This is a genomic window from Nocardioides ginkgobilobae (assembly GCF_054781275.1).
In genome coordinates this window covers 105,706-131,024 of record NZ_BAAGUS010000005.1, presented here as the reverse complement: position 1 = coordinate 131,024, position 25,319 = coordinate 105,706, and the positions used below count along the sequence as shown (strand labels likewise).

At 72.9% G+C, this 25,319-nt stretch carries 27 protein-coding genes; 13 read left to right on the top strand and 14 right to left on the bottom strand.

Going from position 1 to position 25,319, the window contains the following annotated elements:
- The first annotated feature begins 35 nt into the window (after window positions 1-35).
- Window positions 36-938, top strand: a complete 903-nt coding sequence (locus ACYVID_RS06995; protein WP_460735750.1) for an NUDIX hydrolase — start codon at window positions 36-38, stop codon at window positions 936-938.
- Here the strand turns inward: ACYVID_RS06995 and ACYVID_RS06990 are convergent.
- Window positions 862-1,803: an EamA family transporter gene (locus ACYVID_RS06990; RefSeq protein WP_460735748.1), complete on the bottom strand. Its 942-nt coding sequence runs from the start codon at window positions 1,801-1,803 to the stop codon at window positions 862-864. The two genes, ACYVID_RS06995 and ACYVID_RS06990, sit on opposite strands and share 77 nt — an antisense overlap.
- A 72-nt stretch (window positions 1,804-1,875) precedes the next feature.
- Between ACYVID_RS06990 and ACYVID_RS06985 the strand changes: the two genes are divergently transcribed.
- Entirely contained in the window at window positions 1,876-2,787 is a 912-nt protein-coding gene (locus ACYVID_RS06985; RefSeq protein WP_460735746.1) for a LysR family transcriptional regulator, read from the top strand.
- 7 nt (window positions 2,788-2,794) lie between these two features.
- Here ACYVID_RS06985 and ACYVID_RS06980 read toward each other — a convergent pair whose 3' ends face one another.
- The 5 genes from ACYVID_RS06980 to ACYVID_RS06960 form a co-directional block, all read right to left on the bottom strand.
- Window positions 2,795-3,517, bottom strand: coding sequence for an EI24 domain-containing protein (locus ACYVID_RS06980; RefSeq protein WP_460735744.1), 723 nt, complete (start codon window positions 3,515-3,517; stop codon window positions 2,795-2,797).
- 14 nt (window positions 3,518-3,531) lie between these two features.
- Window positions 3,532-4,485: a co-chaperone YbbN gene (locus ACYVID_RS06975; RefSeq protein ID WP_460735742.1), complete on the bottom strand. Its 954-nt coding sequence runs from the start codon at window positions 4,483-4,485 to the stop codon at window positions 3,532-3,534.
- A gap of 75 nt (window positions 4,486-4,560) precedes the next feature.
- Window positions 4,561-5,769 carry an acetyl-CoA hydrolase/transferase family protein gene (locus tag ACYVID_RS06970; RefSeq protein ID WP_460735740.1) on the bottom strand — a complete coding sequence of 403 codons (1,209 nt, stop codon included), beginning with the start codon at window positions 5,767-5,769 and terminating at the stop codon, window positions 4,561-4,563.
- A 74-nt stretch (window positions 5,770-5,843) separates the two neighbouring features.
- The gene (gene meaB, locus ACYVID_RS06965; RefSeq protein WP_460735738.1) at window positions 5,844-6,800 is read right to left on the bottom strand and encodes a methylmalonyl Co-A mutase-associated GTPase MeaB; all 957 of its coding nucleotides are present in this window, start codon (window positions 6,798-6,800) and stop codon (window positions 5,844-5,846) included.
- Complete coding sequence (locus ACYVID_RS06960) at window positions 6,784-7,974, bottom strand: acetyl-CoA C-acetyltransferase (RefSeq protein WP_460735736.1); 1,191 nt, start codon at window positions 7,972-7,974, stop codon at window positions 6,784-6,786. Before ACYVID_RS06960 ends, meaB begins: the two co-directional genes overlap by 17 nt.
- A gap of 197 nt (window positions 7,975-8,171) precedes the next feature.
- On the opposite strand from ACYVID_RS06960, the gene mce reads away from it, so the two are divergent.
- The 4 genes from mce (at window position 8,172) to ACYVID_RS06940 (ending at window position 12,860) form a co-directional block, all read left to right on the top strand.
- Complete coding sequence (mce, locus tag ACYVID_RS06955; RefSeq protein WP_300644627.1) at window positions 8,172-8,624, top strand: methylmalonyl-CoA epimerase; 453 nt, start codon at window positions 8,172-8,174, stop codon at window positions 8,622-8,624.
- Between the two features lie 159 nt (window positions 8,625-8,783).
- Window positions 8,784-10,133 (top strand): crotonyl-CoA carboxylase/reductase, encoded by a 1,350-nt coding sequence (gene ccrA, locus ACYVID_RS06950; RefSeq protein ID WP_460735733.1) that lies wholly within the window; start codon window positions 8,784-8,786, stop codon window positions 10,131-10,133.
- Window positions 10,134-10,317: 184 nt separating this feature from the next.
- The gene (locus tag ACYVID_RS06945) at window positions 10,318-11,613 is read left to right on the top strand and encodes a hypothetical protein (RefSeq protein ID WP_460735731.1); all 1,296 of its coding nucleotides are present in this window, start codon (window positions 10,318-10,320) and stop codon (window positions 11,611-11,613) included.
- Complete coding sequence (locus ACYVID_RS06940) at window positions 11,610-12,860, top strand: AI-2E family transporter (RefSeq protein ID WP_460735729.1); 1,251 nt, start codon at window positions 11,610-11,612, stop codon at window positions 12,858-12,860. The genes ACYVID_RS06945 and ACYVID_RS06940 overlap by 4 nt, the downstream gene beginning before the upstream one ends.
- Here the strand turns inward: ACYVID_RS06940 and ACYVID_RS06935 are convergent.
- The 3 genes from ACYVID_RS06935 to ACYVID_RS06925 all read right to left on the bottom strand — a co-directional run bounded on the left by ACYVID_RS06935 (window position 12,857) and on the right by ACYVID_RS06925 (window position 15,447).
- On the bottom strand, window positions 12,857-13,804 hold the full coding sequence (locus tag ACYVID_RS06935) for a DMT family transporter (RefSeq protein ID WP_460735727.1): 948 nt from the start codon (window positions 13,802-13,804) through the stop codon (window positions 12,857-12,859). The two genes, ACYVID_RS06940 and ACYVID_RS06935, sit on opposite strands and share 4 nt — an antisense overlap.
- An 83-nt stretch (window positions 13,805-13,887) precedes the next feature.
- On the bottom strand, window positions 13,888-14,256 hold the full coding sequence (locus ACYVID_RS06930; protein WP_460735725.1) for a hypothetical protein: 369 nt from the start codon (window positions 14,254-14,256) through the stop codon (window positions 13,888-13,890).
- 27 nt (window positions 14,257-14,283) lie between these two features.
- Window positions 14,284-15,447: an HNH endonuclease signature motif containing protein gene (locus tag ACYVID_RS06925; protein WP_460735723.1), complete on the bottom strand. Its 1,164-nt coding sequence runs from the start codon at window positions 15,445-15,447 to the stop codon at window positions 14,284-14,286.
- Between the two features lie 176 nt (window positions 15,448-15,623).
- Between ACYVID_RS06925 and ACYVID_RS06920 the strand changes: the two genes are divergently transcribed.
- The 5 genes from ACYVID_RS06920 to ACYVID_RS06900 all read left to right on the top strand — a co-directional run bounded on the left by ACYVID_RS06920 (window position 15,624) and on the right by ACYVID_RS06900 (window position 18,244).
- A complete protein-coding gene (locus tag ACYVID_RS06920; protein ID WP_460735721.1) occupies window positions 15,624-15,878 on the top strand; it encodes a hypothetical protein in 255 nt (84 codons plus the stop codon).
- Complete coding sequence (locus ACYVID_RS06915; protein WP_460735719.1) at window positions 15,875-16,144, top strand: hypothetical protein; 270 nt, start codon at window positions 15,875-15,877, stop codon at window positions 16,142-16,144. Before ACYVID_RS06920 ends, ACYVID_RS06915 begins: the two co-directional genes overlap by 4 nt.
- Before the next feature lie 122 nt (window positions 16,145-16,266).
- Window positions 16,267-16,965, top strand: coding sequence for a hypothetical protein (locus ACYVID_RS06910; protein ID WP_460735717.1), 699 nt, complete (start codon window positions 16,267-16,269; stop codon window positions 16,963-16,965).
- A gap of 230 nt (window positions 16,966-17,195) precedes the next feature.
- Window positions 17,196-17,537, top strand: coding sequence for a hypothetical protein (locus ACYVID_RS06905; RefSeq protein WP_460735715.1), 342 nt, complete (start codon window positions 17,196-17,198; stop codon window positions 17,535-17,537).
- 92 nt (window positions 17,538-17,629) lie between these two features.
- Window positions 17,630-18,244: a DUF998 domain-containing protein gene (locus ACYVID_RS06900; protein ID WP_460735713.1), complete on the top strand. Its 615-nt coding sequence runs from the start codon at window positions 17,630-17,632 to the stop codon at window positions 18,242-18,244.
- On the opposite strand, the gene ACYVID_RS06895 is transcribed toward ACYVID_RS06900, so the two are convergent.
- Window positions 18,231-19,223 carry an EamA family transporter gene (locus ACYVID_RS06895; protein WP_460735711.1) on the bottom strand — a complete coding sequence of 331 codons (993 nt, stop codon included), beginning with the start codon at window positions 19,221-19,223 and terminating at the stop codon, window positions 18,231-18,233. The two genes, ACYVID_RS06900 and ACYVID_RS06895, sit on opposite strands and share 14 nt — an antisense overlap.
- A gap of 38 nt (window positions 19,224-19,261) precedes the next feature.
- Here ACYVID_RS06895 and ACYVID_RS06890 point away from each other — a divergent pair, with 38 nt between their 5' ends.
- Window positions 19,262-19,801 (top strand): CGNR zinc finger domain-containing protein, encoded by a 540-nt coding sequence (locus ACYVID_RS06890; protein WP_460735709.1) that lies wholly within the window; start codon window positions 19,262-19,264, stop codon window positions 19,799-19,801.
- 216 nt (window positions 19,802-20,017) lie between these two features.
- Window positions 20,018-20,383 (top strand): response regulator, encoded by a 366-nt coding sequence (locus ACYVID_RS06885; RefSeq protein ID WP_460735707.1) that lies wholly within the window; start codon window positions 20,018-20,020, stop codon window positions 20,381-20,383.
- A gap of 24 nt (window positions 20,384-20,407) precedes the next feature.
- On the opposite strand, the gene ACYVID_RS06880 is transcribed toward ACYVID_RS06885, so the two are convergent.
- From ACYVID_RS06880 to ACYVID_RS06865, 4 genes are read right to left on the bottom strand one after another with little or no spacing between them, the layout of a single operon-like run.
- A complete protein-coding gene (locus ACYVID_RS06880) occupies window positions 20,408-21,190 on the bottom strand; it encodes a hypothetical protein (protein WP_460735705.1) in 783 nt (260 codons plus the stop codon).
- Window positions 21,191-21,231: 41 nt separating this feature from the next.
- Window positions 21,232-23,043: a 3-hydroxyacyl-CoA dehydrogenase family protein gene (locus tag ACYVID_RS06875; RefSeq protein WP_460735703.1), complete on the bottom strand. Its 1,812-nt coding sequence runs from the start codon at window positions 23,041-23,043 to the stop codon at window positions 21,232-21,234.
- A gap of 60 nt (window positions 23,044-23,103) precedes the next feature.
- Entirely contained in the window at window positions 23,104-23,670 is a 567-nt protein-coding gene (locus ACYVID_RS06870) for a GNAT family N-acetyltransferase (protein ID WP_460735701.1), read from the bottom strand.
- Entirely contained in the window at window positions 23,667-25,226 is a 1,560-nt protein-coding gene (locus ACYVID_RS06865; RefSeq protein ID WP_460735699.1) for an alanine/glycine:cation symporter family protein, read from the bottom strand. The genes ACYVID_RS06870 and ACYVID_RS06865 overlap by 4 nt, the downstream gene beginning before the upstream one ends.
- Window positions 25,227-25,319 lie beyond the last annotated feature (93 nt).

The window sequence follows — 25,319 nt, the reverse complement described above, 5'->3', positions numbered from 1 at the left end:
CCGGGCGGTTCCCGGCAGGTGTCTAGGGTGGGCGCGTGACCGCCCAGCCGACCCTGACCGACGGCACCGTCACCCTCGAGCCCGCCGCGGAGCCGCACACCTTCGTGGTGCTCGCCGGCGAGGAGCTGGTGGGCCGGGTCGCCGTCGTGCCCGTCGAGGGTCGCACCGGTGAGCGCGTCGGCGAGCTGTCCTGGGAGCTGGCCGAGACCCACCGGGGCCGCGGCTACGCCACGCGGGCCCTGCGGGTGCTGACCGACTGGTCGCTGGCCCCGGTCCGCGAGGACGGGCTCGGCCTGAGCCGGGTCGAGGCGCACGTGCCCACCGAGCTCGAGGCGGCCCTGCGCGTGGCGACCCGGGCCGGGCTGCGCCGCGAAGGAGTCCGCCGCGTCGTCCCCGGTGACGAGTCGACCACCAGGGGGTACGTCGTGCTGGCCCGCCTGGCCACCGACCCGCCGCTCTCCGAGCCCGGCGCGTTCCGCTCGCTGCTCAACTCCTTCCTCCCGCGCAAGCGCGCGATCGGCCAGATGCTGGTGCGCGACGGCGAGGGCCGGGTGCTGCTGTGCCAGCTGACCTACAAGCAGGACTGGGACCTGCCCGGCGGCGTGGTCGAGGTCGGCGAGTCGCCGCAGCTGGCGGTGGCCCGCGAGGTCGAGGAGGAGCTCGCCCTCCACATCGACGCCGGCGCGCTGCTGCTCACCGACTGGCTGCCGCCGTGGGGCGGGTGGGACGACGCGCTGTGCCTGGTCTTCGACGGCGGCACCCACGACGCAGCGATCCTCGAGAGCGTCGTCGAGCAGCCGCGCGAGATCCGCTCCGCGGAGTTCTGCACCGTCGAGCAGGTCCGCGAGCGCTGCGCAGACTTCACCGCGCGCCGGATCGAGTCGGCTCTGGCCAACGTGGGCCGCGGGGGTCCGGCGTACGTCGAGAGCGGCGGCTGAGCACACGTGCGGAGCTCGGCGCCCGCAGGGCGACGAGCACACCGACGACGAGGAGCGTTCCCCCGGCGAGCTCGCCGGCCGAGGGCACCTGGCCGAGCAGCAGCCACGCCGCGGTCATCGCCACGACCGGCGCCAGCAGCACCCACGGGACCACCGAGGCGGCGGGGTTGCGCGCCAGCAGCCCGTTGAAGAGCCCGTAGCCCAGCAGCGAGGCGATGCCCGCGGTGTAGAGCGTCGCGAGGACCGCTGCGGTGTCGAAGGCAGCCAGCCCGCGCGCCACCGCGGCGGGCCCGTCCAGCGCCACGGCCAGCGCCAGCACCGGGACGGGGACGACCAGCGCGGACCACACGGTGAGCGAGAGGCCCCCGGGCACGGCCGCGGCGCGCGAGACGACGTTGCCGATGCCCCAGGACAGGGCACCGAGCAGGCACAGCCCGAACCCGACCAGCGGCACGTCCCCACCCCGGCCGAGGGCGACGACGACCAGGCCCAGCACGCCCAGGGCGACACCGAGGGCCTGCGCCCGGCTCGGTCGCTCGCGCAGCACTCCCGCGGCGATCACGACTGTGAAGACCACCTGGGCCTGCAGCACCAGGGCGGCGATGCCCGGCGGCAGGCCGGCCGCCATGGCGGTGTAGAGGAACCCGAACTGCCCCACCGACATGAAGACCCCCACCGCGGCCAGGACCCGCCACGGCACGTCGGGCCGCGGCACCAGGAGCACCGCCGGCACCAGCACCACGACGAAGCGCGCGGCCAGGAAGACCAGCGGCGGCACGTCGCCCATGCCGGCGTCGATGGCGAGGAAGTTCAGGCCCCACAGCGTCGCCACCAGGGCGGCCAGGGCGTTGTCGCGGCTGCTCACGCACCCAGCCTCGGTCACCTTATTGTGAAGCACCAGCAACGGTTCATGGCCGACACCGTGTAGCGTCGCTGCATGATCGATCTCGACGCGCTGCTCTCCCTCCGCGCGGTCGCCACCCACGGGACCGTCGGCGCGGCCGCCGAGGCGCTCGGCTTCACCCCGAGCGCGGTGAGCCAGCAGGTCAAGCGGCTGGAGCGGCAGACCGGCGTACCCCTCCTCGAGCGCGTGGGCCGTGGGGTGATGCTGACCCGGCACGGACAGCACCTCGTGGAGGAGGGCGGCCGGCTGCTGCGCGACCTCGAGCAGCTCGAGTCGGGGCTGCACCGCCAGGCGGGCACCGTGGCCGGCCACCTGCGGCTGGCGGCCTTCTCGACCGCGACCCGCGGCCTGGTCGCGCCGGTCGTCGGCACCCTGCTCGCCGAGCACCCGGACCTGAGGATCACCCTCACCGACCGCGAGCCCTGGGACACCGTCGACCTGGTGGCCGCCGGGCAGGTCGACGTCGGCGTCGTCCACCGCTGGGGCGACGTGCCCCTCGACGTCCCGGACCACGTCGAGCGCCGGGTCCTGGCCACCGACGTCGCCGACGTGGTCGTGCACCGCGACCACCCGCTGGCCGGACGCAGCACGCTCACCCCCTCCGACCTGCTCGACGAGGGCTGGGTCGCCACCCCCGAAGGCACCATCTGCCGCCAGTGGCTGCGCCGGATGTACGACGGCACCGGCCGCCCTCCCCTCATCGCCCACGAGTCGATGGAGTTCGACTCCCACCTCGCCCTGGTCCGGGCCGGCCTGGGGATCGCCCTGGTCCCGCGCATGGGGCGGGGTCCGCTGGGCGCGGAGCTGGTCGCGGTGCCGGCCACGGAGCCGCGACCGGTCCGCGAGGTCATCGCCGTGCACCGGCGCAGCATGGGCGCCTCGCCCGCGGTCGTCGCGGTGCTGGACGCGCTCACCGGGGCAGGCGCACGGCTGGGGAGCGGCTAGGGAGCGGCTAGGCGGGCGGGCGCTCCAGCAGGTCGCGCGCCAGCATCGTGGCCCCCGCGACCGCCGCCGGCATCACGGCGACCGCACCCAGCGGCACGAGGAAGCACAGCTGGGTGGCGACACCGAACCCGAGGACCGTCGCGCGGTCACGGCGCAGCACCTCGGCCCGTGCGACGCGGTCCATCCCGCGGGCCTCGAGCGGACGGGAGAGCAGCTCCCGGGCCAGCAGCCGCCCGGACACCGTCACCCCCAGCACCAGCCCGACGACGGCACCGACCACCGGGAGCAGGCCCAGCACGAAGACCCCCAGGCCCAGCAGCAGACCGGTGCCGGCCAGCGCCGCGCCGTCCTTGACCGACGTCCAGAACCCCGGCCCCTGGTCGGGGACGTCACCGCCCAGCATCCGCTCGGTCTCGGCCCAGATCTTCTCGTAGAACGGGTCCCCCACCGTGAGCGTGATCGCGGTGAAGGTCAGCGACGACACGACGACGAACCCCAGGACCACCAGCACCGCCAGGCCCAGCCGCAGCAGGTCGCGCAGGCCCCCGGTCCAGTCGTCGGCGAAGGGCGTGGCCCACGCGACCAGGTCGCCCACGTGCAGCAGCAGCGCGACCAGGGCGGCGAGCACCGCGAGCAGCACCAGCAGCGCCGGCACCATCCCCAGCAGCATCAGCGCCGGGCGACGGCGCCACGTCCCAAGCCCGCGCACGAGGTAGGACGGGCCGCGCACGGGACCGCCGCCGCTCAGAACAGCGCCGAGGCGAGGGCGCGGCGACCGTTGAGCACCCGCGGGTCGTCGTTGCCGACGGCCGAGAACAGCCCCAGCAGGTGGTCGCGCGCGCGGTCGCGCTCCTTGTCCGACGTACGCCGCACCAGCTCGACCAGGCGGGCGAAGGCGTCCTCGACGTGCCCGCCGAGCATGTCCAGGTCGGCGACGAGCGTCTGGGCGTCGACGTCGTCGGGGTCGGCTGCGGCGGCCGCGCGCGCGGCGTGCAGGTCGACGCCCTGGGTGCGCTGGAGGACCTTCGCCATCGCGAGCCCGGCAGCGGCCTCGGTGTCGGCCGGGTTGGCCGACACCAGCTTCTGGTACTCCGCCACCGCCCGGTCCACGTCACCGGCCTCGAGCGCGTCCCGCGCCGGGGCGTAGCGCGGGTCCATCGCCGGCTCCTCGCCCTCGGCGGTGGGAGCGGCCGCGCGCGGCTGGTGCCGGCCCGTGATGCCCTGGGTGGTGAGCTGCTGGCCGACCTGCTGCAGCACGGTGCGCAGCTCGTCGATGCCCAGCACGTCCTGGAGCAGCGGCTGCGGACGGCCGTCGAGCACGGCCATCACGAACGGCACCGAGGGCAGCTGCACGGCCTGGGCGATCGCCGGGGTGGCGTCGACGTCGACCAGGCCGGCGAGGAAGCGGCCGTCGTACTCGTCGACGACGGTGGCGAGGTCGCGGGCCATCTGCTCGCTCTCCGGCAGCCGGCTGGCGGAGAAGAAGACCAGCAGCACCGGCGCGGTCATCGAGGACTCGACGACCTCCTGGAAGTTCTGCTCGGTGACGGTGACGGAGTACGCCGACCCGCCGCCGGCCCCCGAGGAGCCGCCCTGCGCGCCGGCGCCGGCCGCGCTACCCGCAGGAGCCTGCGGAGCGGGGCGCTTGAGCGCGGAGAGGTCGATCGCACCGGGTCGGGAGAACGGCTGCTGCGTCATGGCCGACATCCTAGGAAGCGTGCGCCCCGCCCGGTCAGGCGAGGCCCCTCGGGCCGGACCCCCAGGCCGGACCCCTCAGGCCAGACCCAGCGCGACCGCCTCCTCGCGCAGCTCCTCGCGGACCCGCGGGTGCGCCGCGTGCTCGACCAGGTGCCGCGCCTGGGACCGCTCGTCGTGGCCGGCCACCTCGGCGACGCCCTGCTCGGTGATGACCGCGGTGGGCTGGAAGGAGGTGACCGGCTCGTCCACGAGCGGCACGATCGTGGAGCAGTCCGCCTTGGGGTGCCAGGAGCGCAGCGCCATCAGCGCCTGCCCGCCGTCGCTGTGCAGCGCGCCGACGATGAAGTCGGTCTGGCCGCCGAAGCCGGAGTGGATCCGGGCGTCGATCCGCGAGGCGTTGGCCTGGCCGAAGAGGTCGACCTGGAGCGCGGTGTTGACGCTGGTCATGGCCGGGTTCCGCGCGATCAGCGCCGGGTCGTTGGCGGTCTCGGTGCGGATCATCCGCACCCGCGGGTTGCCGTCGACCCAGGCCAGCAGCTCGGGGGTGCCGAAGAGGAAGGAGGCGTGGATCGGCACGTCCGGGTCCAGCGCCCCGGCCAGCTCCAGCGCGAGGATCGAGTCGGAGAACATCTCGGTCCACACCCGCATCCCCCGGCGCTCGACCAGGCCGCGCAGCGCCGCGTCGGGCACGGCGCCGATCCCGGCCTGCAGCGTCGCGCCGTCGCCGACCCGCGCTGCCACCCGCTCGCCGATCAGGGCCGCCTCGTCGTCGATGCGTGCCGGCGCCGCCGGCACGGGCGGCTCGTCCGCCTCCACCAGCAGGTCGACGTGCTCGAGATCGAGCTCGGCGTCGCCGAAGGTCCAGGGCACCTGGTCGCCGACCTGCGCCACGACCCGGCCGCCTCGCGCGCGGGTCGCCTCGATCGCGGCCGGCAGGATGTTCACCTCGGTGCCGAGGGACACCTTGCCGCCGCGGGGGCGGGTGGTGTGGAGCAGCACCAGGTCCGGCGGCTGGGTGGTGCGGAAGAGCCGCGGCACCAGCGAGAGCCGCGAGGGCGTGTAGCGCAGCCGCGGGCTGCGCCGCATCCCCGGCCCGACGAAGGGTGTCTCGAAGACCACCCCGTCGCGGTCCGGGATGCCGCGCTGGGCGTTGAGCATCCACAGCCGGTACGCCGGCAGCAGCCCGTCGACCAGGCCGAGCAGCTGCCCGGGGCTGGCGTGGTTGCCCGTGACCACGACCCGCGGGTCGTCCGGGAGGTCGGCCAGCAACGTCGCGAGGTCCACTCCCCCATCAGAGCAGACCCGGGACCCGCACCCACCCGCCCGGTCGGGCCCGGTCCGCAGCGGGCCGGGGCGCGTCAGTCCCCGAGGAGCCGGTCGGCGGCGGCGTACGGGTCGGTCTCGCCGGCCGCGACCGCCTCGGCGAGCGCGTCGAGGGAGGACCGGTCACCGATCTCCCAGCGCTTGCGGAGCGCGGCGACCGCGACCGCCTCGACCTCGGCGCGGGCGCGGCGGGCGCGGCGCACGGCCAGCTGGCCGGTCTCACCCAGCCACTCCCGGTGCGACGACAGCGCCTCGACGACCTCCTCGACCCCCTGCCCGGACTGCGCCACGGTGAGCACGATCGGCGGCTTCCAGGAGCCCTCGGCGCGCTCGGTGAGCGAGAGCCCGTTGCGCAGGTCGCGGCGCAGCCGCTCGGCTCCGTCGCGGTCGGCCTTGTTGACGACGTAGACGTCCCCGACCTCGAGGATGCCGGCCTTGGCGGCCTGGATGCCGTCGCCCATGCCGGGAGCGAGGAGCACCATCGTGGTGTCGGCGAGCCCGGCGACCTCGACCTCGCTCTGGCCCACGCCGACGGTCTCGACCAGCACGACGTCGAAGCCCGCGGCGTCGAGGACCCGCACGGCCTGCGGGGTCGTGAAGGAGAGTCCGCCGAGGTGGCCGCGCGAGGCCATCGAGCGGATGAAGACGCCCTCGTCGGAGGCGTGGTCCTGCATCCGGATCCGGTCGCCCAACAGGGCGCCGCCGGAGAAGGGCGAGGAGGGGTCGACGGCGAGCACGCCGACCCGCTTGCCCGCGGCGCGCAGCGCGCCGATGAGGGCGTTGGTCGAGGTCGACTTCCCGACACCGGGGGCGCCGGTCAGGCCGACCACGTGCGCACGACCGGTGTGCGGCGCGAGCGCCGCCATCACCGGCCGCAGCAGGGGCGACTCGTCCTCGACCAGCGAGACGAGCCGGGCGACGGCCCGGGCCTGGCCGGCGCGTGCGCGCTCGACCAGGTCCGGGACCGCCGAGGCGTCAGCTCTTCGGGACACGCACGATCAGGGCGTCGCCCTGGCCGCCGCCGCCGCACAGCGCGGCCGCACCGGTGCCGCCACCGCGGCGCTTGAGCTCCAGGGCCAGGTGCAGCACCACGCGGGCGCCGGACATGCCGACCGGGTGGCCCAGGGCGATCGCGCCGCCGTTGACGTTGACCTTCTCGTCGGGGATGTCGAGGGCGCGGGCCGAGGCGATGCCGACCGCGGCGAAGGCCTCGTTGAACTCGACGAGGTCGAGGTCGGCGGGCGAGATGCCCTCCTTGTCGCAGGCCTTCTTGGTGGCGTTGGCCGGCTGCAGCTGGAGGGTGGAGTCGGGGCCGGCGACCATGCCGTGCGCACCGATCTCGGCCAGCCACTCCAGGCCCAGCTCCTCGGCCTTGGCCTTGCTCATGACGACCACGGCGCACGCGCCGTCGGAGATCTGCGAGGCCGAGCCGGCCGTGATGGTGCCGTCCTTGGCGAAGGCGGGGCGCAGGTTGCCCAGCGACTCCACGGTGGTGTCGCCGCGCACGCCCTCGTCGGCGGAGACGACGACCGGGTCACCCTTGCGCTGCGGGATCGAGACCGGGACGACCTCCTCGTCGAAGACACCGTTCTTCCACGCCAGCGCGGCCTTCTGGTGCGAGGCCGCGGCGAAGGCGTCCTGCTCCTCGCGGGTGAACTTGTCGGTCGCAGCGTTGCAGGACTCGGTCAGCCCGCCCATGGCCTGCTGGGTGGCCTGGTCGAAGAGCGCGTCGTAGGCCATCGAGTCGACCAGCGCGGTGTCGCCGTACTTGAAGCCCTCGCGGGACTTCGGCAGCAGGTGCGGGGCGTTGGTCATCGACTCCATGCCGCCGGCCACGATGATGTCGGCCTCGCCGGCGCGGATCATCTGGTCGGCGGTGGCGATGGCGTTCAGGCCCGAGAGACACACCTTGTTGATGGTGATCGAGGGCACCGAGGCGGGCAGGCCGCCGGCGATGCCGGCCGCGCGGGCGGGGTTCTGGCCCGCGCCGGCGAGGATCACCTGGCCCATGATCAGGTAGTCGACCTGGTCGCCGGACACGCCGGCCTTCTCCAGGGCGCCCTTGATCGCGAAGCCACCGAGGTCGGCGGCCGAGAAGCTCTTGAGCCCGCCGAGCAGGCGGCCGATCGGGGTGCGCGCCCCGGCGACGATGACGGTTCCGGACATGGGGTTCTCCTCCAGTGCTGGCGTGGGCCCGACCCCCGGGCACGCCGACGTTCGCGGCGCGCCGGGCCGGGACCGGCTCAGGCTACCCACGAGTCACCTCGGCGGCGAGAGGCGTCCGTCGGACGTCCGGTGAGTCGCTCGTCACAACCTCCGCAGGTGCGTTGTCGCGCCCGCCCCCGTCGTACGACGATGCGGCCATGAGCGCACCCCTGGACATCCCCGCCCACCTCTTCACCGCCATCGACCACGTCGGCATGGCCGTGCCGGACCTCGACGAGGCGATCGCGTTCTACCGCGACACCTTCGGGATGACGCTGGCCCACGAGGAGACCAACGAGGAGCAGGGCGTGCGCGAGGCGATGATGGCCGTCGGCGACTCCGGCTCCTGCGTGCAGCTGCTCGCTCCGCTCTCGGAGTCCTCCACGATCGCCAAGTTCATCGACCGCAACGGCCCCGGCTGCCAGCAGATCGCCTACCGCGTCACTGACGTCGAGCAGGTCGCCGCGATCCTGCGGGAGCGCGGCCTGCGGATGCTGTACGACGCGCCCAAGCGCGGCACCTCCGACAGCCGGATCAACTTCGTCCACCCCAAGGACGCCGGCGGCATCCTCGTCGAGATCGTCGAGCCCGCCGCCCACGCGGCGCACTGACCCGCCGCCGGACCGGACCGGCACGGACCGGGCCCATGGCGTGCATCACAGGCACTGGCCCGCGAGACGCCCTTCCCGGCACTGTTACCGATCGGTAATCTCAGCCCGCCGTCGCGGGCACCCGCCCCGACCGACTCCCGACGACACAGGAGCCACCCCGTGCAGCACATCCTCGACGCGATCCAGGCCCTCGACTCCGGCGACGTGGCATCGGAGGACTTCGCGAACCTCGCCCTGCCCGAGTCCTACCGCGCCGTGACCGTCCACAAGGACGAGGTCGACATGTTCGAGGGGGTCGCCACCCGCGACAAGGACCCGCGCAAGTCCCTCCACGTCGAGGACGTCGCGCTGCCCGAGCTCGGTCCCGGTGAGGCCTTCGTCGCGGTCATGGCCTCGGCGATCAACTACAACACCGTGTGGACCTCGATCTTCGAGCCCGTCTCCACCTTCGGCTTCCTCGAGCGCTACGGCCGGCTCTCCGAGCTCACCAAGCGCCACGACCTGCCCTACCACGTGGTCGGCTCCGACCTCGCGGGCGTCGTGCTCAAGACCGGCCCCGGCGTCACCCAGTGGAAGCCGGGCGCCGAGGTCGTGGCCCACTGCCTCAGCGTCGAGCTCGAGGACCCGGCCGGCCACGACGACACGATGATGGACCCGCAGCAGCGGATCTGGGGGTTCGAGACCAACTTCGGCGGTCTCGCGCACATCGCGCTGGTCAAGTCCAACCAGCTGCTCCCGAAGCCGGCCCACCTGACGTGGGAGGAGGCGGCCAGCCCGGGTCTGGTCAACGCGACGGCGTACCGCCAGCTGGTCTCCAAGAACGCCGGTCAGATGAAGCAGGGCGACAACGTCCTGATCTGGGGCGCCTCGGGCGGCCTGGGCGGCTTCGCGACGCAGTACGCCCTCAACGGCGGCGCCAACCCGATCTGCGTGGTCTCCAACGAGGAGAAGGCCAAGATCTGCCGCTCCATGGGCGCGGAGATGATCATCAACCGCTCCGAGGAGAACTGGAAGTTCTGGAACGAGGACGGCACCGAGCAGAACCCCAAGGAGTGGCAGCGCCTGGGCAAGAAGATCCGCGAGCTCACCGGCGGCGAGGACATCGACATCGTCTTCGAGCACCCCGGTCGCGAGACCTTCGGCGCCTCGGTCTACGTCACCCGCAAGGGCGGCACCATCACGACCTGTGCCTCGACCACGGGCTACATGCACGAGTACGACAACCGCTACCTGTGGATGAACCTCAAGCGGATCGTCTCCAGCCACTTCGCCAACTACCGCGAGGCCTACGAGGCCAACCGCCTCATCGACCAGGGCAAGATCCACCCGACCCTGTCGAAGACCTACACCCTGGACGAGGTCGGCCAGGCCTCCCTCGACGTCCACCACAACAAGCACCAGGGCAAGGTCGGCGTCCTGTGCCTGGCCCCCGAGGAGGGCCTGGGCGTGCGCGACCACGAGAAGCGCGCCAAGCACCTGGAGGCCATCAACCGCTTCCGCGGCGTCTGAGCAGCCCGCACCGGCAGCACTGACACGAGGGCCGTCCCGCAGGGGGCGGCCCTCGTGGCGTACGGGGCCGAAGCACGGCAACTTCTCAGGTCCGCCGCGCGTCCTCGAGGTGTGTCCAGCGGTGGCGCCGGGCCATGATGGGGCCAGCCACCGCACTCCCACGACTGGAAGTAGGTTGTCCTCCATGAGCGACCAGGGCCTGTCCATCTTCGACGAGGAGCCCGGCTCCTCCGACGACAAGACCCAGGTGATCCCGGTTCAGGGCGCCTCGGCGAGCAAGCCGAGCACCCCCGACGCGCAGGCGGGCCCCGGATCCGCCGCCGGTCCCAGCCGTGCCGCGGGCGGGTCCGCGACCGGTCAGCCCACGGCCCAGCGTCCCGTCGTGCCGCCGGCACCCGCCCCGGCCCGCGGCGGCGCGCCCGTGCCCCCGCCGAGCGGCAGCGCCTTCCCCGTCGTGCGCCGCGGCGGGTACGACGTCGCCGCGGTCGACACCCGGCTGCGCCAGCTGCTCGCGGAGAAGTCCGAGGACGCCTCCCGCGTGGTCGCCACCGAGCGCCGCGTCGCCGAGCTCGAGAGCGAGCTGGAGCGCGTCCGCACCGAGCTGGCGGAGATGGAGCGACCGTCGTACGCCGGGCTGGGCGGGCGCGCCAGCGCGATGCTGCGCCTGGCCGAGGAGGAGGCCGCCGACGTGCGCGCCACCGCCCAGCGCGACGCCGCCGAGATCCTCACCCAGGCCGAGCGCGACGCGAAGGCGATCCGCGCCGACGCCGCCCGCGAGGCCGAGGACATGCGCCTGGTCCAGCTCGCCGAGCTGGAGGAGCACCGCACCCGCCTGCTGACCGACGCCGAGCAGGAGCGCTCGCTGGCCCGCAGCGAGGCCGACGACCTGCGTGCCTCCGCCCAGCGCGAGGCCGAGCAGCTGCGGCTGGCCGCCCAGCAGGAGTCCACCGAGATGCGCACCGCCGCGCAGCGCGAGGTCGAGAAGGCCCGCGCGGCCGCCGACCGCGAGGTGACCGAGGCGCGCCGCACCCTGGCTGTGGAGAAGGAGCGGCTGGCCCGCGAGGCGGCCGACCACCACGAGAGCGCGATGGCCGAGACCCAGCGTCTGGTCCAGGAGGCCGAGCAGCGCGCGACCGCCGCCGAGGAGCGCGGCCGCCAGGCCACGACCCAGGCCACGCAGTACCGCGAGCAGTCCCAGGCCGAGGCCGACGCCCTGCTGCAGCGGGCCCGCCGCGAGGCCGAGCAGATCGTCGCCTCCGCGCAGAAGCAGGCCGAGTCGATCTCCTCCTCCGGCACCGCCGAGGCCGAGCGCGAGCTCTCCGCGGTGCGCGCCGAGGTCGAGCGGCTGCAGAAGCGCCGCGACGGCATCACCGCCCAGCTGGCCTCGCTGGCCGACATCGTCTCCGGCTTCGGCCGCGACGACGACGCGCCCGCCGCCGCGGCCGGGAGCACCTCGGACTCCGAGGCGGGCTCGAAGTGAGCAGCGGGTCGGGCGGGCCGGAGGACGAGCGGCCCGACCCGGCCCCCTCGCGCCACCCGGAGCCGGCGCGGGAGCACGACCACTCCCGGCTGGCCGACGACGAGACCGTCGCGATGGTCGAGGAGCACGATCGCGAGGCCGCCGACGGGGACGGTGACGAGGACGCCCACGTCGGCCTGGTCGGCGGCCCCGACCACCTCGGGCACCCCGGTCCCCCGCTGGACCGCCGGGCGCCGTTCTACCTCGGCTTCTTCGGCGGGCTCGGGGCCCTCACCGCCTGGTGGCTCGGCACGACCCTCCTGGCCATCGGCAGCACGCTGCTGCTCATCGTGGTCTCGCTGTTCCTCGCGGCGGGGCTGCACCCGGCCGTCCTCTTCCTGGAGCGGCACGGCCTGCGCCGCGGCTTCGCGGTCCTCGCCGTCACGGTCGTGTTCCTCTCGGGCGTGACGCTGTTCGTCTTCGCGATCGTGCCGGTCATCGCCGACCAGGTCAGCGCGCTGACCGACCGGGCGCCCGGCTGGTTCGACCAGCTGCAGTCCAACGAGCGGATCCGCGACCTCGAGGCGGAGTACCAGGTCCTCGAGCGGGCCAAGGAGTACGTCGCCAGCGGCGACTTCATCAGCGGGCTCTTCGGTGGGGTGCTGGGGCTGGGCCTGGCGCTGCTGGGCGCGCTCTTCAACGCCTTCATCATCTTGGTGCTGACGCTCTACTTCCTGGCCTCGATGGAGACCACCAAGGCCGCCGTCTACCGCCTCGCCCCGGCGTCGCGGCGCGACCGCGTGAGCCGGCTCGGCGACCGGGTGCTCGCCGGCATCGGCGGCTACGTCTCCGGCGCGTTCGTGGTCGCGATGGTCGCCGGGCTGTCCTCGCTGGTCTTCCTCTTCGCCGTCGGCCTCGGGGAGTACGCCGTCGCGCTGGCCACCGTGGTGGCGCTGCTGGGCGTGATCCCGATGATCGGGGCCACCCTCGGCGCGGTCGTCGTCGTCGCGATCGGCTTCGCCACCGACGTGCGGACCGGGATCATCTGCATCGTCTTCTACGTCATCTACCAGCAGGTGGAGAACTACCTCATCTACCCGCGCGTGATGTCCCGCTCGGTCGACCTGCCCGGCGCGGTCATCGTCATCAGCGCCCTGGTCGGCGCGGCCGTCCTCGGCGTCGTCGGCGCGCTCCTCGCCATCCCCACCGCCGCGGGGATCCTCATGCTGCTGCGCGAGGTCTACGTCCGGCGGCAGGACGCCAGCTAGTCCCGCTCCTCCACACCCACCGGCACGGGGGCGTCGACCAGCGGCACCGGGGCGTCGGCCACGGGCCGGCGTCGCAGCTGCACCAGCAGGACCGAGGACAGCACCAGGGCCGCACCGAGCGCCTGGAGGCCCGTGAGCCGCTCCCCCAGCACCAGCGCGGCGAGCGTCACGGTGGCGACGGGCTCGAACGTCGAGAGGATCGAGGCGGCCGACGGCCCGGTGCGGCGCAGGCCGGCGAAGAACGTCGTGGACGCCACGACGGTCGAGACCAAGGCGATGCAGGCGATCCAGCCCCAGCCCTCCGCCCCGAGGTCCAGGTCGATCCCGCCCGTCAGGGCGGCCCGGCAGCCGAGGGTGACGGTCGCGCCGAGCATCACCAGGGCGGTCAGGGTCAGGGCGGGCACCCGCTGGACCGTCGTCTCCCCGACCAGGATGTAGACGGTGTAGGTCAGGGCCGCCCCGAAGGCGAGCGCCACCCCGGCGGCGTCGAAGGACACCGCGCCCGCGCCGACCAGCACTAGGGCCGTCCCTCCGGTCGCCGCCAGCAGGGCCGCGACCCGGGCCGGCGTGAGCCGGTCACGCCCTAGCAGCACCGACGCCACGGTCACCATCACCGGGAAGGTGTAGAGCACCAGCGCCACCAGCGCGGCGTCGATCCGCTCGAGGGCGGCGAAGTAGAGCGAGGCCTGGGCGGCGTACCCGATCCCACCCAGCGCGAGCGCGGTGAGCACCAGCCGCCGCCGGTCGGTTCCCTCGGCGGGCAGCGCCGGTCGGCCGCTCCGCGCCCGCATCGCGAGCACGGCGACCGCGAGGACGAGCGAGGCCAGCGCGAAGCGCAGCAGCACCAGCGTCGGCGCCGGCACGCCGGCGGCGTACGCGAGCTTCCCGAAGACCGCCATCGCGCCGAAGCACGTGGCGGAGACCAGGATCAGGAGGGGTCCCACCCGCACAGCGTGGAGGCCCGCCCGGGCGGCAGCCAGCGAGTTCCGCGTCGTCTCGCGGCTCGGACGCGCGCGGCCAGGCGCTCTCAGTCGCGGGCCGGCAGACCCATGGAGCGCAGTCCCAGACGGACGCCCTCGGCCACGAGCGCGACGAGCAGCAGCGCCGATCCCAGCAGGAAGCCCAGGGCCGCGACGAGGACGAGGAAGCCCAACTCAGCTCCCTGGCCCGAGAACGCGAGCGCCATCAGGACGGAACAGACCACGACGAGCCCACCGCCGATCCACCCGCACGACGTGATGACCGACCGGGCGTCCCGGGCATCGGCGTCAGCCGGGCGATGCGGGTAGAGCGGCCCGGAGGCGGCGTACGACGGCGCGTCGCAGTCCAGGCAGCGGGTCACTTCCCGGCTGGGGTTGCGGTGCCCGTTCTCGCAGGTCCAGGAGCTGTCGGCCATGGAGTCAAGGTAAGGCCCGACGGCATGTCACTCGCGGAGGCGCTGGGTGCGTTCGAGCTGTTGGTGGATGCGGTGGTGGTGGCGGGAGCAGTAGAGGCGGCCTTGGTCGGTGGTGGTGGGGCCGCCGTGGGACCAGGGGGTGGTGTGGTGGACGTGGCAGCGGGAGGGTGGGGCGTCGCAGCCGGTCCACTGGCAGTGCTGGTCGCGGTGGGCGATGGCGATGCGTTGGGCGCGGGAGTGGTAGCGGCGGCGTCGTCCGAGGTCGAGGACCTCGCTGTGGCCGCCGAGGACCAGGGGGATGATGCCGGCCTCGCAGGCCAGTCGGCGGGCGGTGGCGGCGGAGAGGCGGTCGCCGTTGTCGAGGGATGCGCTGGCGAGGCCGCCCTGGAGGGTCTCCAGCGTCATGGTGACCACGACGGTGGCGCCGGTGCCGCCGACGGTGGGGACGTCCTTGTCGCTCACACGCTCGAGGAGGTCGCAGAACGCGTACCCGGCCTGCTGCGGGGTGGTGAGGTCGCGGCGGGCGGGGTCGTGGTCGGCCCAGGTGAGTGCTTGGAGGGCCTTGTCGAGCATGGCGCCGTGGAGCTCGGGGATGGTGAACCGGCCGTGGACCAGACCCTGGCCGTCGCGGGTGGTGGTGAGCCGGGTGCGTTCGTGGGCGCGGCGTTCCTCGGCCTCCAGCAGTCGCGCTTCGTGGGCCTCGCCGATCTCGGGGGCGATGACGGCCAGGACGTGGCGGCCCAGGACGCGCAGGGCCTTGGCGTCGAAGTCGGCGCACAGACCGACGAGGTGCTGCTCCGCGCGGCGGGCCAGGTCGGGGTCGAGGTCGTCGGGGAGGTCGTCGAGGGCACGGACCACCACGCCTGCCTGCTCGGTATTCGCCTGCCCGGTGGCGAGTGCGTCGCGCAGCAGGTCGTAGCGGCCGAGTGCCTCCGCGAGCGCCATCTGGCGGTGCGCTGCAGCCCGGGTGGTGTGGGTGTGGTGGGCCCACCAGATCGCGGTCGAGGTGGAGCCGTCGCTCTCCTCGACCTGGACCTCGGCGCCGTGGCGCAGCACCGTGGCGGTCAGCTCGGCCAGCCGCGAGGCCATCGCGTCCAGCTCCCGCAGCACCTGCGCGGTCGCGGCCCGGTCGAGCCCGATCAGCGACGCCGCCCGCGCCTGGTCCAGGGCACCGGACAGCGTCTCGACCACGTGGTCGAGAGGGTGCTGCTGCCCGAGAACTGCCATACCTCAGTGAAGCCGTGACCACCGACATTCCTGACCCGGCAGCGGACTTTCCGAGCCGGCCCTGACGGTCGTTACCAGACCGTGACATCGGTAGCGCAGGGCGCCACTAGTCGCATCACTCCGCCCACAAAGACGCCACTGTGGAGGAGGATCTCGACAAGAACGGGCGCTGGAACGACTACCTCGCCAAGTCCTTCCGCGGCCTTGGCGTCGGTCTGGTCGAGCAGTGCCGTGCCGCGCTCGCCGAGTACGACGCCGCCCAGGCCGCCGAGTCCGCGCCGGACCGGGCCGTCCGCGAGACGGTGGCGGCGATGCCTCCGATCCCAAATGACGTGCGTGACGAGATCGCCCGGCTCCTTACTCGCGCCTGGGCTGAGGGGCAGACGCCCGCATGACCTCACCCGACGCACGAGTCGACCCGACGCCCGACCCACCGCTGGGCTGGTGCGGCTCCGACATGCACGCCCGCCGCGGCAAACAGCGGGTCCCCGCCACGCACGTCGGCACGTTCGATTGCTCGGCACTGAACGGCCGCGCCCCGGAGCCACGTCGCGCGCACTGCCTCACATGCACCGCGCTCCTCGTCGACGTCGGCTGCTTCACCCCCGACCCCGGCCAGTCGCCTACGCCGAACCCGCGCGATCTAGTCAGCGGCGCCTGAACGGTTCCGCTTCGCGGCGCGCCGGGCTGCGGCACCATGTCCCAGTGTCTCTTTACCTTCGCCCCGTCGCTGGCGCCGACCGCCGTCTTGGCCCGTCAGCTGGCCGCGTCATGGCGCTGACCGTGACCGTCGCACTCACCGCCACTTTCGTGACCGGGTGCGGTGAGAGATCCCGGATCGACAACGCCGCGCGTGCGCTGTGCGACGACTGGTCGTGGAACGAGGACGCGGACCTCGCCGAGAACGCCGCTGCCATGGACGCGGTCCTCGCCAAGGAGGAGGTCACCGTCGAGTACGGGCACATGGGTCGCGGCGCACGCGAGGTGTCATTCGTGACCGAGCGGGCCGCCAAGTACTGCGACACCGACTTCGGCCCGTACCTCGCAGCCCTTGACGAGCTGGACGCCTCCGCGGACGCTGAACTCGACGAGGGTGAACCGAAGTCCTACATAGCGCCGGGCCGCTCCACACCGAAGCCGTCCCCGAAGCCGACACCGCGCCCCGAATCGAACAACGGCTCCGGGTCCAGTGGGGGCGACGGGTCGGTCGCCACGGAACTGGCAGAGTTCGGCTACACCCGCAGCGACGTCGTGGCGCTCGGCCTGATCGCCGATGACACCGGCTACGGCCTCTCGCCGGGTACGCCGCTGCCGTACGACATGGCCGAGAACTTCGCCTACGTGATCGCGCTCAGCTGCCGCGACCTCGACCGGGGCCGCACCACGGTGGGCGCGCTCATCGACGACGACGTCAGCATGGGCGCCCCGCCGTCGCAGGCGCAGCGGTTCTGGTCTTACGTCACCTCGCGCTTCTGCCGCTGAGCAGCGCCGCTGAGCACCGACACTAGACGTCGCCCGCGAAGCCAGCCGGTGACGCATCGGGCCCGCCCCGACCACGAAGCGCACATGCCCGCGGAGAATTCGACTGCCCGGCTGCACCAGCGGCGACCGGACGCTGGTTGAGACGTTGACCGACCTTTCCAAGGACAGCCTCGTCTTCGCCGACGAGGAGTTGCCGTTCTCGCCCGCGGTCCGTCCAGGCGAGCCGCGCCATGGTCGTGGTTACCGCCGAGAACGCCTCGGGCAAAAGCCTGCTCGTGCGCTCGCTCGGGGTCCGTATGCGCCAGCCCCTCACCGGCACCGACGCCGATCGGCCTGGCACCAACAACGGCGACGAGACGAGGCGCCCGACGGTCATCTCGCCGTCTATCCGCGAGCGAACGGAGTTCAGCATCAAGCGCGCCTTCATGTACGGCGGCGAGCGCGACCGTTCCACCGGCGCGACCTCGGCCTGCACCGTCCGGGCCGCGATCGAGCACAACCTCGACCGGCCCGAGGGGGCCCTGACCGCGGCCGCGAGCAGCCACGGGGCTACCTCGTCGCCGGTGCAGTGACCGACGGTGAGCGCCTAGAAGTCGCGTCATTCCGCCGCGAACGGGCCGCCGCCCGGCGACAGGTGCCCTCCCTCACCGTCTACCGTGACCGCGTGCCCGGAGCGAGCAACGCCCACCTCGAGCGCTGGGGCGCTCTGGCCCTGCTGGTCCGTCCGGCGTACGTCGCGACGGAGGTCGTGGTCGCGGCGGCGACGACCGGCGGCTACGACTTTGCGCGGGACACGGTGAGCCGGCTCGGTGAGGTCGGCTGCTCGGCGGCGTACTGCTCGCCCCGGCACGAGCTGATGAACGGCTCGTTCGTGGTCTTCGGCGTGCTGCTGGCCGCAGGAGCAACGCTGCTGCACCGAAGGCTCGGACCGCTGGTGACCGCGCTGCTCGTGGTCTCCGGGCTCAGCTCGGTGGCCACGGGCCTGGCGCCGCAGGACCAGGGAGCGACCCTGCACCTGCTGGCGGCCACTCCCCTGTTCGTCGCCCAGCCCTTGGCACTGCTGCTCCTCGGGGCACGCGTGCGGCAGGCGCAGCCGAGGACGGCACGAGCGCTCACCACCACCGGGGTCGTGACCGCCGCGGCGGCAGTCGCCTTCATCGCCCTCGGTGACACCGGGGTCACCGGCGCGCTCGAACGGCTGGCCCTGTGGCCGGTGCTGGTCGCGTTGGCCTGGTGGGCGTGGCAGACGAGAAGGGAACCGCGGGTCAGTTCTGGATGACCGGCTCCGGCCGCTCGGCGAGGTGCGCCCCGCGGCCCTCGCCCAGCTTGACCGTGACGACACCGGCCAGCACGACCAGGCCGCCGACCAGCTGGATGCCGCGCGGCAGCTCGCCCAGCAGCAGCCAGGCGGCGACGACCGCGGCCAGCACCTCGGTGAGCGCCACGAACGAGGCCAGGCGCGAGCCCAGCCGGCGCCCGGCGGCGATGCCGGAGGTGTAGGCCAGCGCGGCGGTGACGAGCCCGAGCACCAGCACGGGGACCCACCAGGCGACGGTGCCGCCGGCTGCCCCGGCGTACGACACGTCCGCGGTGCCGGCCTCCATCGGCAGCAGCCCCACCAGCCCGAGCAGGCCGAGGGCCACCGCGCCGACCACGAGGCCGCCGGCAGCCAACGAGAGCGGCGGCAGGCCGTTGTCCTCGTCGGCGGAGATGAGGAAGTACGCCGTCGCGCCGATCATCGCGCCCAGCGCCCACAGCACGCCCGGCACGCTCAGGTCGGCCCCGGAGACCACGTCGAGCACCAGCACCAGGCCGGCCGCGGCCAGCGCGGCGCCCACCAGCGTGACCGGGCCGGGACGCTGCCCGTGGCGCAGCCACAGCCAGACCACGACCGCGGCGGGCGCGGTGTACTCGATGAGCAGCGCCGGGGCGACCTGCATGTGCTGGACCGCGGAGAAGTAGCAGAACTGCGCGCCGGCGACCGCCAGCACGCCGTAGGTGAGGACGAGCGAGGCGTTGCGTCGCAGCAGCTCCCACTGGCCGCGCAGCGCGACCAGCCCGAGAGGCAGGACGACGAGCGCGGCGACCGAGACGCGGATCAGCGTCGTCGCCCCCGGCGACCACCCCGTGTCCAGCAGCCCGCGTGCCACGGCACCGGACAGGCCGAAGGACAGCGCGGAGACGAGGGCGAAGGCGAGCCCCGCCGGCACCCGCGACACGGAGGCGCCCCGCGAGGCGTCATGGGTCAACGTCGTCATGACACATGACATTACGGTCGACGTAGTAATCTGTCAAAATGGTATTCGCCCATGACACCGCGATGTCGCTCCAGGCGGCCGTCGAGCTGGTCAACACCGCCTCGGAGCCCGACACCCTGCAGACCGTCGCCGACCTGGACGAGTTCTACGCGCGCTTCCAGTACACCGGTCGCCACCAGCGCACCCGGGCCGAGCTCGACGAGGTCCGTGCCCTGCGCGGCGAGCTCCGCACCCTCTTCACGGCCTCCCGCGAGGACGCCGTCGGCATGGTCAACCGGATGCTCGCCGAGGCCGGCGCCGTGCCCCAGCTGGTGCGCCACGAGCCCTACGACTGGCACGTCCACGCGGTCTCCCCCGACGCCTCGCTGGCGACGCGGATGAGTGTCGAGACCGCGATGGCGATGATCGACGTCATCCGCGCCGACGAGATGTCGCGGCTCGGCACCTGCGACGACGAGGACTGCGACGGCATCGTCCTGGACCTCTCCCGCAACCGGTCCAAGCGCTTCTGCTCCACCACCTGCGGCAACCGCAACGCCGTCGCGGCCTACCGCGCCCGCCAGGCCGGCGGGGACTGATCCAGGCCGGGAGCCGCGCTCAGCACCACTCCCGCAGCCCGTCGGCGACCAGGTCGCGGTCGCGCAGCAGCACCGGCAGCTGGCGTACGCCCCACCCGCTCGTCCCACCTGCCGGGACGTGAGCGAGGCCGCCCCCGGTTCCCCGGCGCGGCGTGGAGCGCTGTGACACCCTTGTCCCCAGCGGGACTTCCCCACAGCCGTCCCAGGAGACCATCCATGCGCATCCTCGTCGTCGACGACGACCCCGACCTGTCGCTGCTGATGTCGCTGTTCCTGCGCAAGGCCGGTCACGACGTCACCACGGCCGGGGACGGCATCGAGGCGCTCGGGTCCATCCGCGAGCGGGTCCCGGACATCGTCGTGCTCGACTGGAACATGCCGCGCCTGGACGGCCTCGGCCTGACCGCTGAGGTGCGCGGCGAGCTGGGGCTCACCTCGCTGCCGCTGCTCATGGTCACCGCGCTGCCCGACCACGCCAAGGCGCTGGCGGCCGGCGTGGACCGCGTGCTGGTGAAACCCTTCACCGCCGCAGGGCTGGTCGAGGCCGTCGAGCAGCTGGCCGGCGCCGAGCGCCCCACCTGAGGGCGCCGCCGACCCCGGAGCGGGTCAGAAGTCGAACAGGTCGCCGAAGCCCTCGCCGATGCCGCCGAGCAGGTCGCCGAAGCCCTCACCGACCCCGGCGATCCCCTCGCCGATGCCCTCCCCGATCCCGCCGAGGGCGTCGAAGCCGCCCATGCCGCTGAAGAGCAGGCCGGCGAACATCCAGTCCATCGGGCTGAACGCGCCGAAGTAGCCGGCGGCGTAGGGCCGGTAGGCCCGCCCGCCCTGCCAGTAGGGCACCCGCTGGGTGCCGACCATCACCTTGCGGATGTCCGGCTCCGCGCCGGCACGCACCCGCTCCACGTCCAGCGCGCAGGCCGGCACCTCGCGCTCGGCGCCGCCCGGCGGCGTCCACGGCACGTCGTACACCGAGGGCCCGTGGCGGGGGTCGAAGAAGCACGGCGGACGCCGGGTCGGGAGCGGCCGGCCCGCCACCCGTGCACGCACGCAGTTGATGGCGTAGCGGCCGTCCTCGATGATCTCGGTGACGCCCTTGACGTCCTCGGGGGACTTCATGGCGTCCGCGGCGGCCTTGGCCGACTCGTAGTCGTCGAGCGCCCGCTGGTAGTCGGCGTTGGCGCCGGCGTCCAGCGGGTGCCCGGCGAGCTCCAGGTCGAGGTCCTGCAGCTCGGTGCCGAGCGCCGTGACGTCCTCGAAGGCCAGCTTGCGCACCGGCGCCATCTCGGCCTCGCGGCGTGCCTCGACCTGGCGGCGGTTGACCCTGGTCACGACCACGCCGAGCACCACCATGCCGAGCACGACCACCAGCAGCATCAGGAGCAGGCCCATGTCCCGATGCTACGGGGGTGGTCGAAGGGGGTGGCGAGCGCTCAGCGCACGCTGTAGTCGCGGAAGCCGCGCTTGGTCTTGCGACCGAGGTAGCCCGCGGTGACCAGGTGCTCCAGCAGCGGCGCCGGCGCGAAGCCCGGCTCGCGGAACTCCAGGTAGAGCTCGCGCTGGATCGCCAGCGAGACGTCGTTGCCGACGACGTCGAGCAGCTCGAAGGGACCCATCGGCAGCGCGCAGCCCTGCTTCATCGCGGTGTCGATGTCGTCGGCGGTGGCGTAGTGCGCCTCGAGCATCTTCACGGCGTCGTTGAGGTAGGGGAAGAGCAGCGCGTTGACGATGAAGCCGGCGCGGTCCGAGCAGGACACGGCGACCTTGCCGACCTTGGCGCACAGCGCCCGCACGGTCTCGGTCACCTCGTCGGAGGTGGAGACGGTGGAGACGACCTCGACCAGCTTCATCACGGTGGCCGGGTTGAAGAAGTGCATGCCGATGACGTCCTGCGGCCGCGAGGTCACCTTCGCCATCGCGATGATCGGCAGGCTCGAGGTGGTGGTGGCGAGGATCGCGCCGGGCTTGCAGATCTCGTCGAGGTTCTCGAAGAGCGTGGTCTTGATCGCGAGGTCCTCGGCGATCGCCTCGACCACGATGTCGACGGTCGCGAGGTCGTCGAGCGAGGTGGTGCCGGTGACGCGGCCCAGCACCTCGCTCTTCTGCTCCTCGGTCGCGCGGCCGCGCTGGATCTGCTTGTCGAAGTTCTTCGTGATCATGCCGCGCACGCCCTCGACCTTCTCGGCCGAGCGCCCGACGTAGAGCACGTCGTAGCCGGCCTTGGCGAAGACCTCGACGATGCCCGAGGCCATCGTGCCGGTGCCGACGACGCCGACCTGCTTGATGTCGTGGCGCAGCGCGGGCGCCTCGTCGGCGGACGGCGTCGCGGCGTCGGCGACCACCACCGGGGAGTCGGCCTTCTCGTAGGTGTAGAAGCCGCGGCCGGTCTTGCGGCCCAGCAGGCCGGCGGTGACCATCTGCTTGAGGATCGGGGTGGGCGCGTGCAGGCGGTCGCGGCCCTGGCGGTACATCGTCTCGAGGATCTCGTACGCCGTGTCGAGGCCGATCAGGTCCAGCAGCGCCAGCGGGCCCATCGGGTAGCCGCAGCCGAAGCGCATGGCGGCGTCGATGTCCTCGCGCGAGGCGTACTTCTGCTCGAACATCGAGGCGGCGTGGTTGAGGTAGCCGAAGAGCAGGGTGTTGGCGATGAAGCCGGCCTTGTCGCCGCACACGACCGGGCTCTTGCCGAGCGAGCCGAGCAGCGACTGCACGTCCTCGAGCACCGAGGGTTCGGTGACGACGGTGCGCACGACCTCGACCAGTCGCTGCACCGGCGCGGGGTTGAAGAAGTGGATGCCCACGACCCGCCCCGGGGCCGAGGTCGCGGTGGAGAGCTCGGTGACCGAGAGCGAGGAGGTGTTGGTGGCCAGGATGGCGCCCGGCGCGACCACGGAGTCGAGCTCGCGGAAGATGCCGATCTTGACGTCCATCGACTCCACGACGGCCTCGACCACGAGGTCGGCGTCGGTGAGGTCCTTGAGCGTGGTGGAGAAGGTGATCCGCCCCAGGAGCGCGTCGGCCTCCTCCTGGGTCAGCTTCTCCCGCGAGACCGCGCGGGAGGTCGAGGCCTCGAGGTGGCGGCGGCCGCGGGCCACGCCCTCCTCGTCCTTCTCCACACCGACCACGGTGTAGCCGTGCTTGGCGAAGACCTCGGCGATGCCGGCACCCATGGTGCCGAGACCCACGACACCGACGGTCGTGAAGGTGCGGGCGGAGGACTCGGTGGGGGCGCTCTCAGCGGTCATGGGCGGCATCATGGCACGGTCCGGGCACCCCTCCCCCGCGGATGTTCACTGGTCGGTAACTTAGCCGCGATCTGATCGATCCAAGTCCCGCACGAGCACCTCTCGGACCCCGCAGGCGTCGAGGCCCAGCGCCTGCTCGTGCTCCCGCAGCCGCCGCAGGTACGCCGCCGGGCGCGACTCCTCGCGGAACCCGAGCCGCCGGTAGAACGGCCCGTTCCAGGGGGCGTCGCGGTAGGTGCACAGGCTGATCGACCCGTGGCCCTCCCACCGGGCCTCCTCGCACGCCGCCCGCACCAGGGCGGACCCGACCCCGCGCCGCCCGTGCCCCGGGAGCAGCACCGAGAGCTGCTCGAGGTGGGCCGCGGGCAGACCGGCGTCGTCACGCAGCCACAGCAGGTGCGCAAACCCCACCGGCCCACCGTCGTACGCCGGGTCGAGGGCGACCAGCAGCCGCCCCGGCTCCGCGTCGCGCTGGTGCCCGGTGGGTGCGGGGGCGACCAGGGCCGGCGGGAGGTCCCCGGTGCACCACTCCCGGAAGAGCGGTGCACCGGAGTCCTCGATCGCCGCGAGGTGGCGCAGCTCGGAGGGCCGTGCCTCGCGCACCAGGACCGGCGGGGACCCGCTCACGTAGTGGCGCGCTCCTCGACCGGGACCTCTTCGATCTCACCGCTGCGGATGCCGCGGAGGAAGGAGCGCATCTCCTCGCGCACCTTCGGCAGCAGCAGGTAGCAGGCCAGCAGGTTGAAGACCGCGCAGACGAAGAGCATCGCGTCGGCGAAGGAGAGCACCGAGCCGAGATCGACCACGGCGCCCAGGGCGGTGAAGAGGCAGAAGATGATCTTGAACGCGTTCTCCTTGGCCCGCGACCTACCGACCAGTGTGGTCCAGGCCTTGAGCGTGTAGTAGCTCCAGGTGATGAGGGTGGAGAAGGCGAACAGGGCTACCGCGACGGTGAGCACGTTCTCGAAGCCCGGTAGGAAGGACTCGAAGGACCGCGAGGTCAACGTGACCCCGCCCGCACTGTCTATGCTCTGCCCGATCCGGTCCTCGTAGTCGGTGGAGTCGGCCGCGATGATGATCGTGAGCGCCGTCATCGTGCAGATGATGACGGTGTCGATGAACGGCTCCAGCAGCGCGACGAAGCCCTCGCTGACGGGGTGCTTGGTCTTGACCGCGGAGTGCACGATCGGCGCGGAGCCGACCCCGGCCTCGTTGGAGAAGGCGGCGCGCTGGAAGCCGACGATCAGCACACCGATCATCCCGCCGGCGACGCCTTCGGGGTTGAACGCGCCGGTGATGATCGCACTGAAGGCGTCCGGGACCTCCGTGACGTTGCCGAGGATCACCAGCAGGCAGGCTCCGACGTAGATCAGCGCCATGAAGGGGACGAGCCTGGAGGTGACCCGGGCGATCGACTGGACGCCCCCGAGGATGACCACCCCGACCAGCAGCGCGAGAGCGATGCCGAAGAGCAACGAGGCCAGCGGTGAGCCGAGGAACCCCTCCTCGCCGCCGGTGATCTCCACGGCCTGCGCGTAGGTCTGGTTGGACTGGAAGGCGTTGCCGCCCAGCGCCCCGAAGAGGATGAGGGCCACCGCGAAGATACTCACGCCGATCTTGCTGGCGGAGGCGCCGAAACGCTCGAAGGCGACCGGCATGTACGTGAAGGGGCCGCCGGTGACGGTGCCGTCCTCGTGGATCTCCCGGTAGCGCACGCCCAGGGTGCACTCCACGAACTTCGTGCACATCCCGAGCAGGCCGGCCAGGATCATCCAGAACGTGGCGCCCGGACCGCCGACCGTGACGGCCACCGCGACGCCGGCGATGTTGCCGAGCCCCACGGTTCCGGACACCGCCGAGGCGAGCGCTTGGAAGTGCGTGACCTCCCCCGGGTCGCTGGAGCGGGAGTAGCGCCCGCGCACCAGCGCCCAGGACGTGCCGAGCGAGCGGAACTGCACGCCGTTGAAGTAGACGGTGAAGATCGCCGCGGCCGCGACCAGCCACAGGACGATCAGCGGGAAGGAGTAGTCCCCGAGCGGGACCTGCCAGAACACCACGGACGTCACGGCGTCCGCGATGGGTGTGAAGGCGTCGTTGATCCCCCGCTCGATGTCGGTGATGACGCCCTCGTCGGGCTGCGCGGCCAGGGGGGTCACCGCGGCGATGCTTCCGAGAATGGTCATAGCGGACCATGCAACACCACCCGATCGGGCTAGTCGACAACCCGGGAGGACCCCGCCGCCGCCGGAGGCACGTCGCCGGTACGCTCGGGCCGC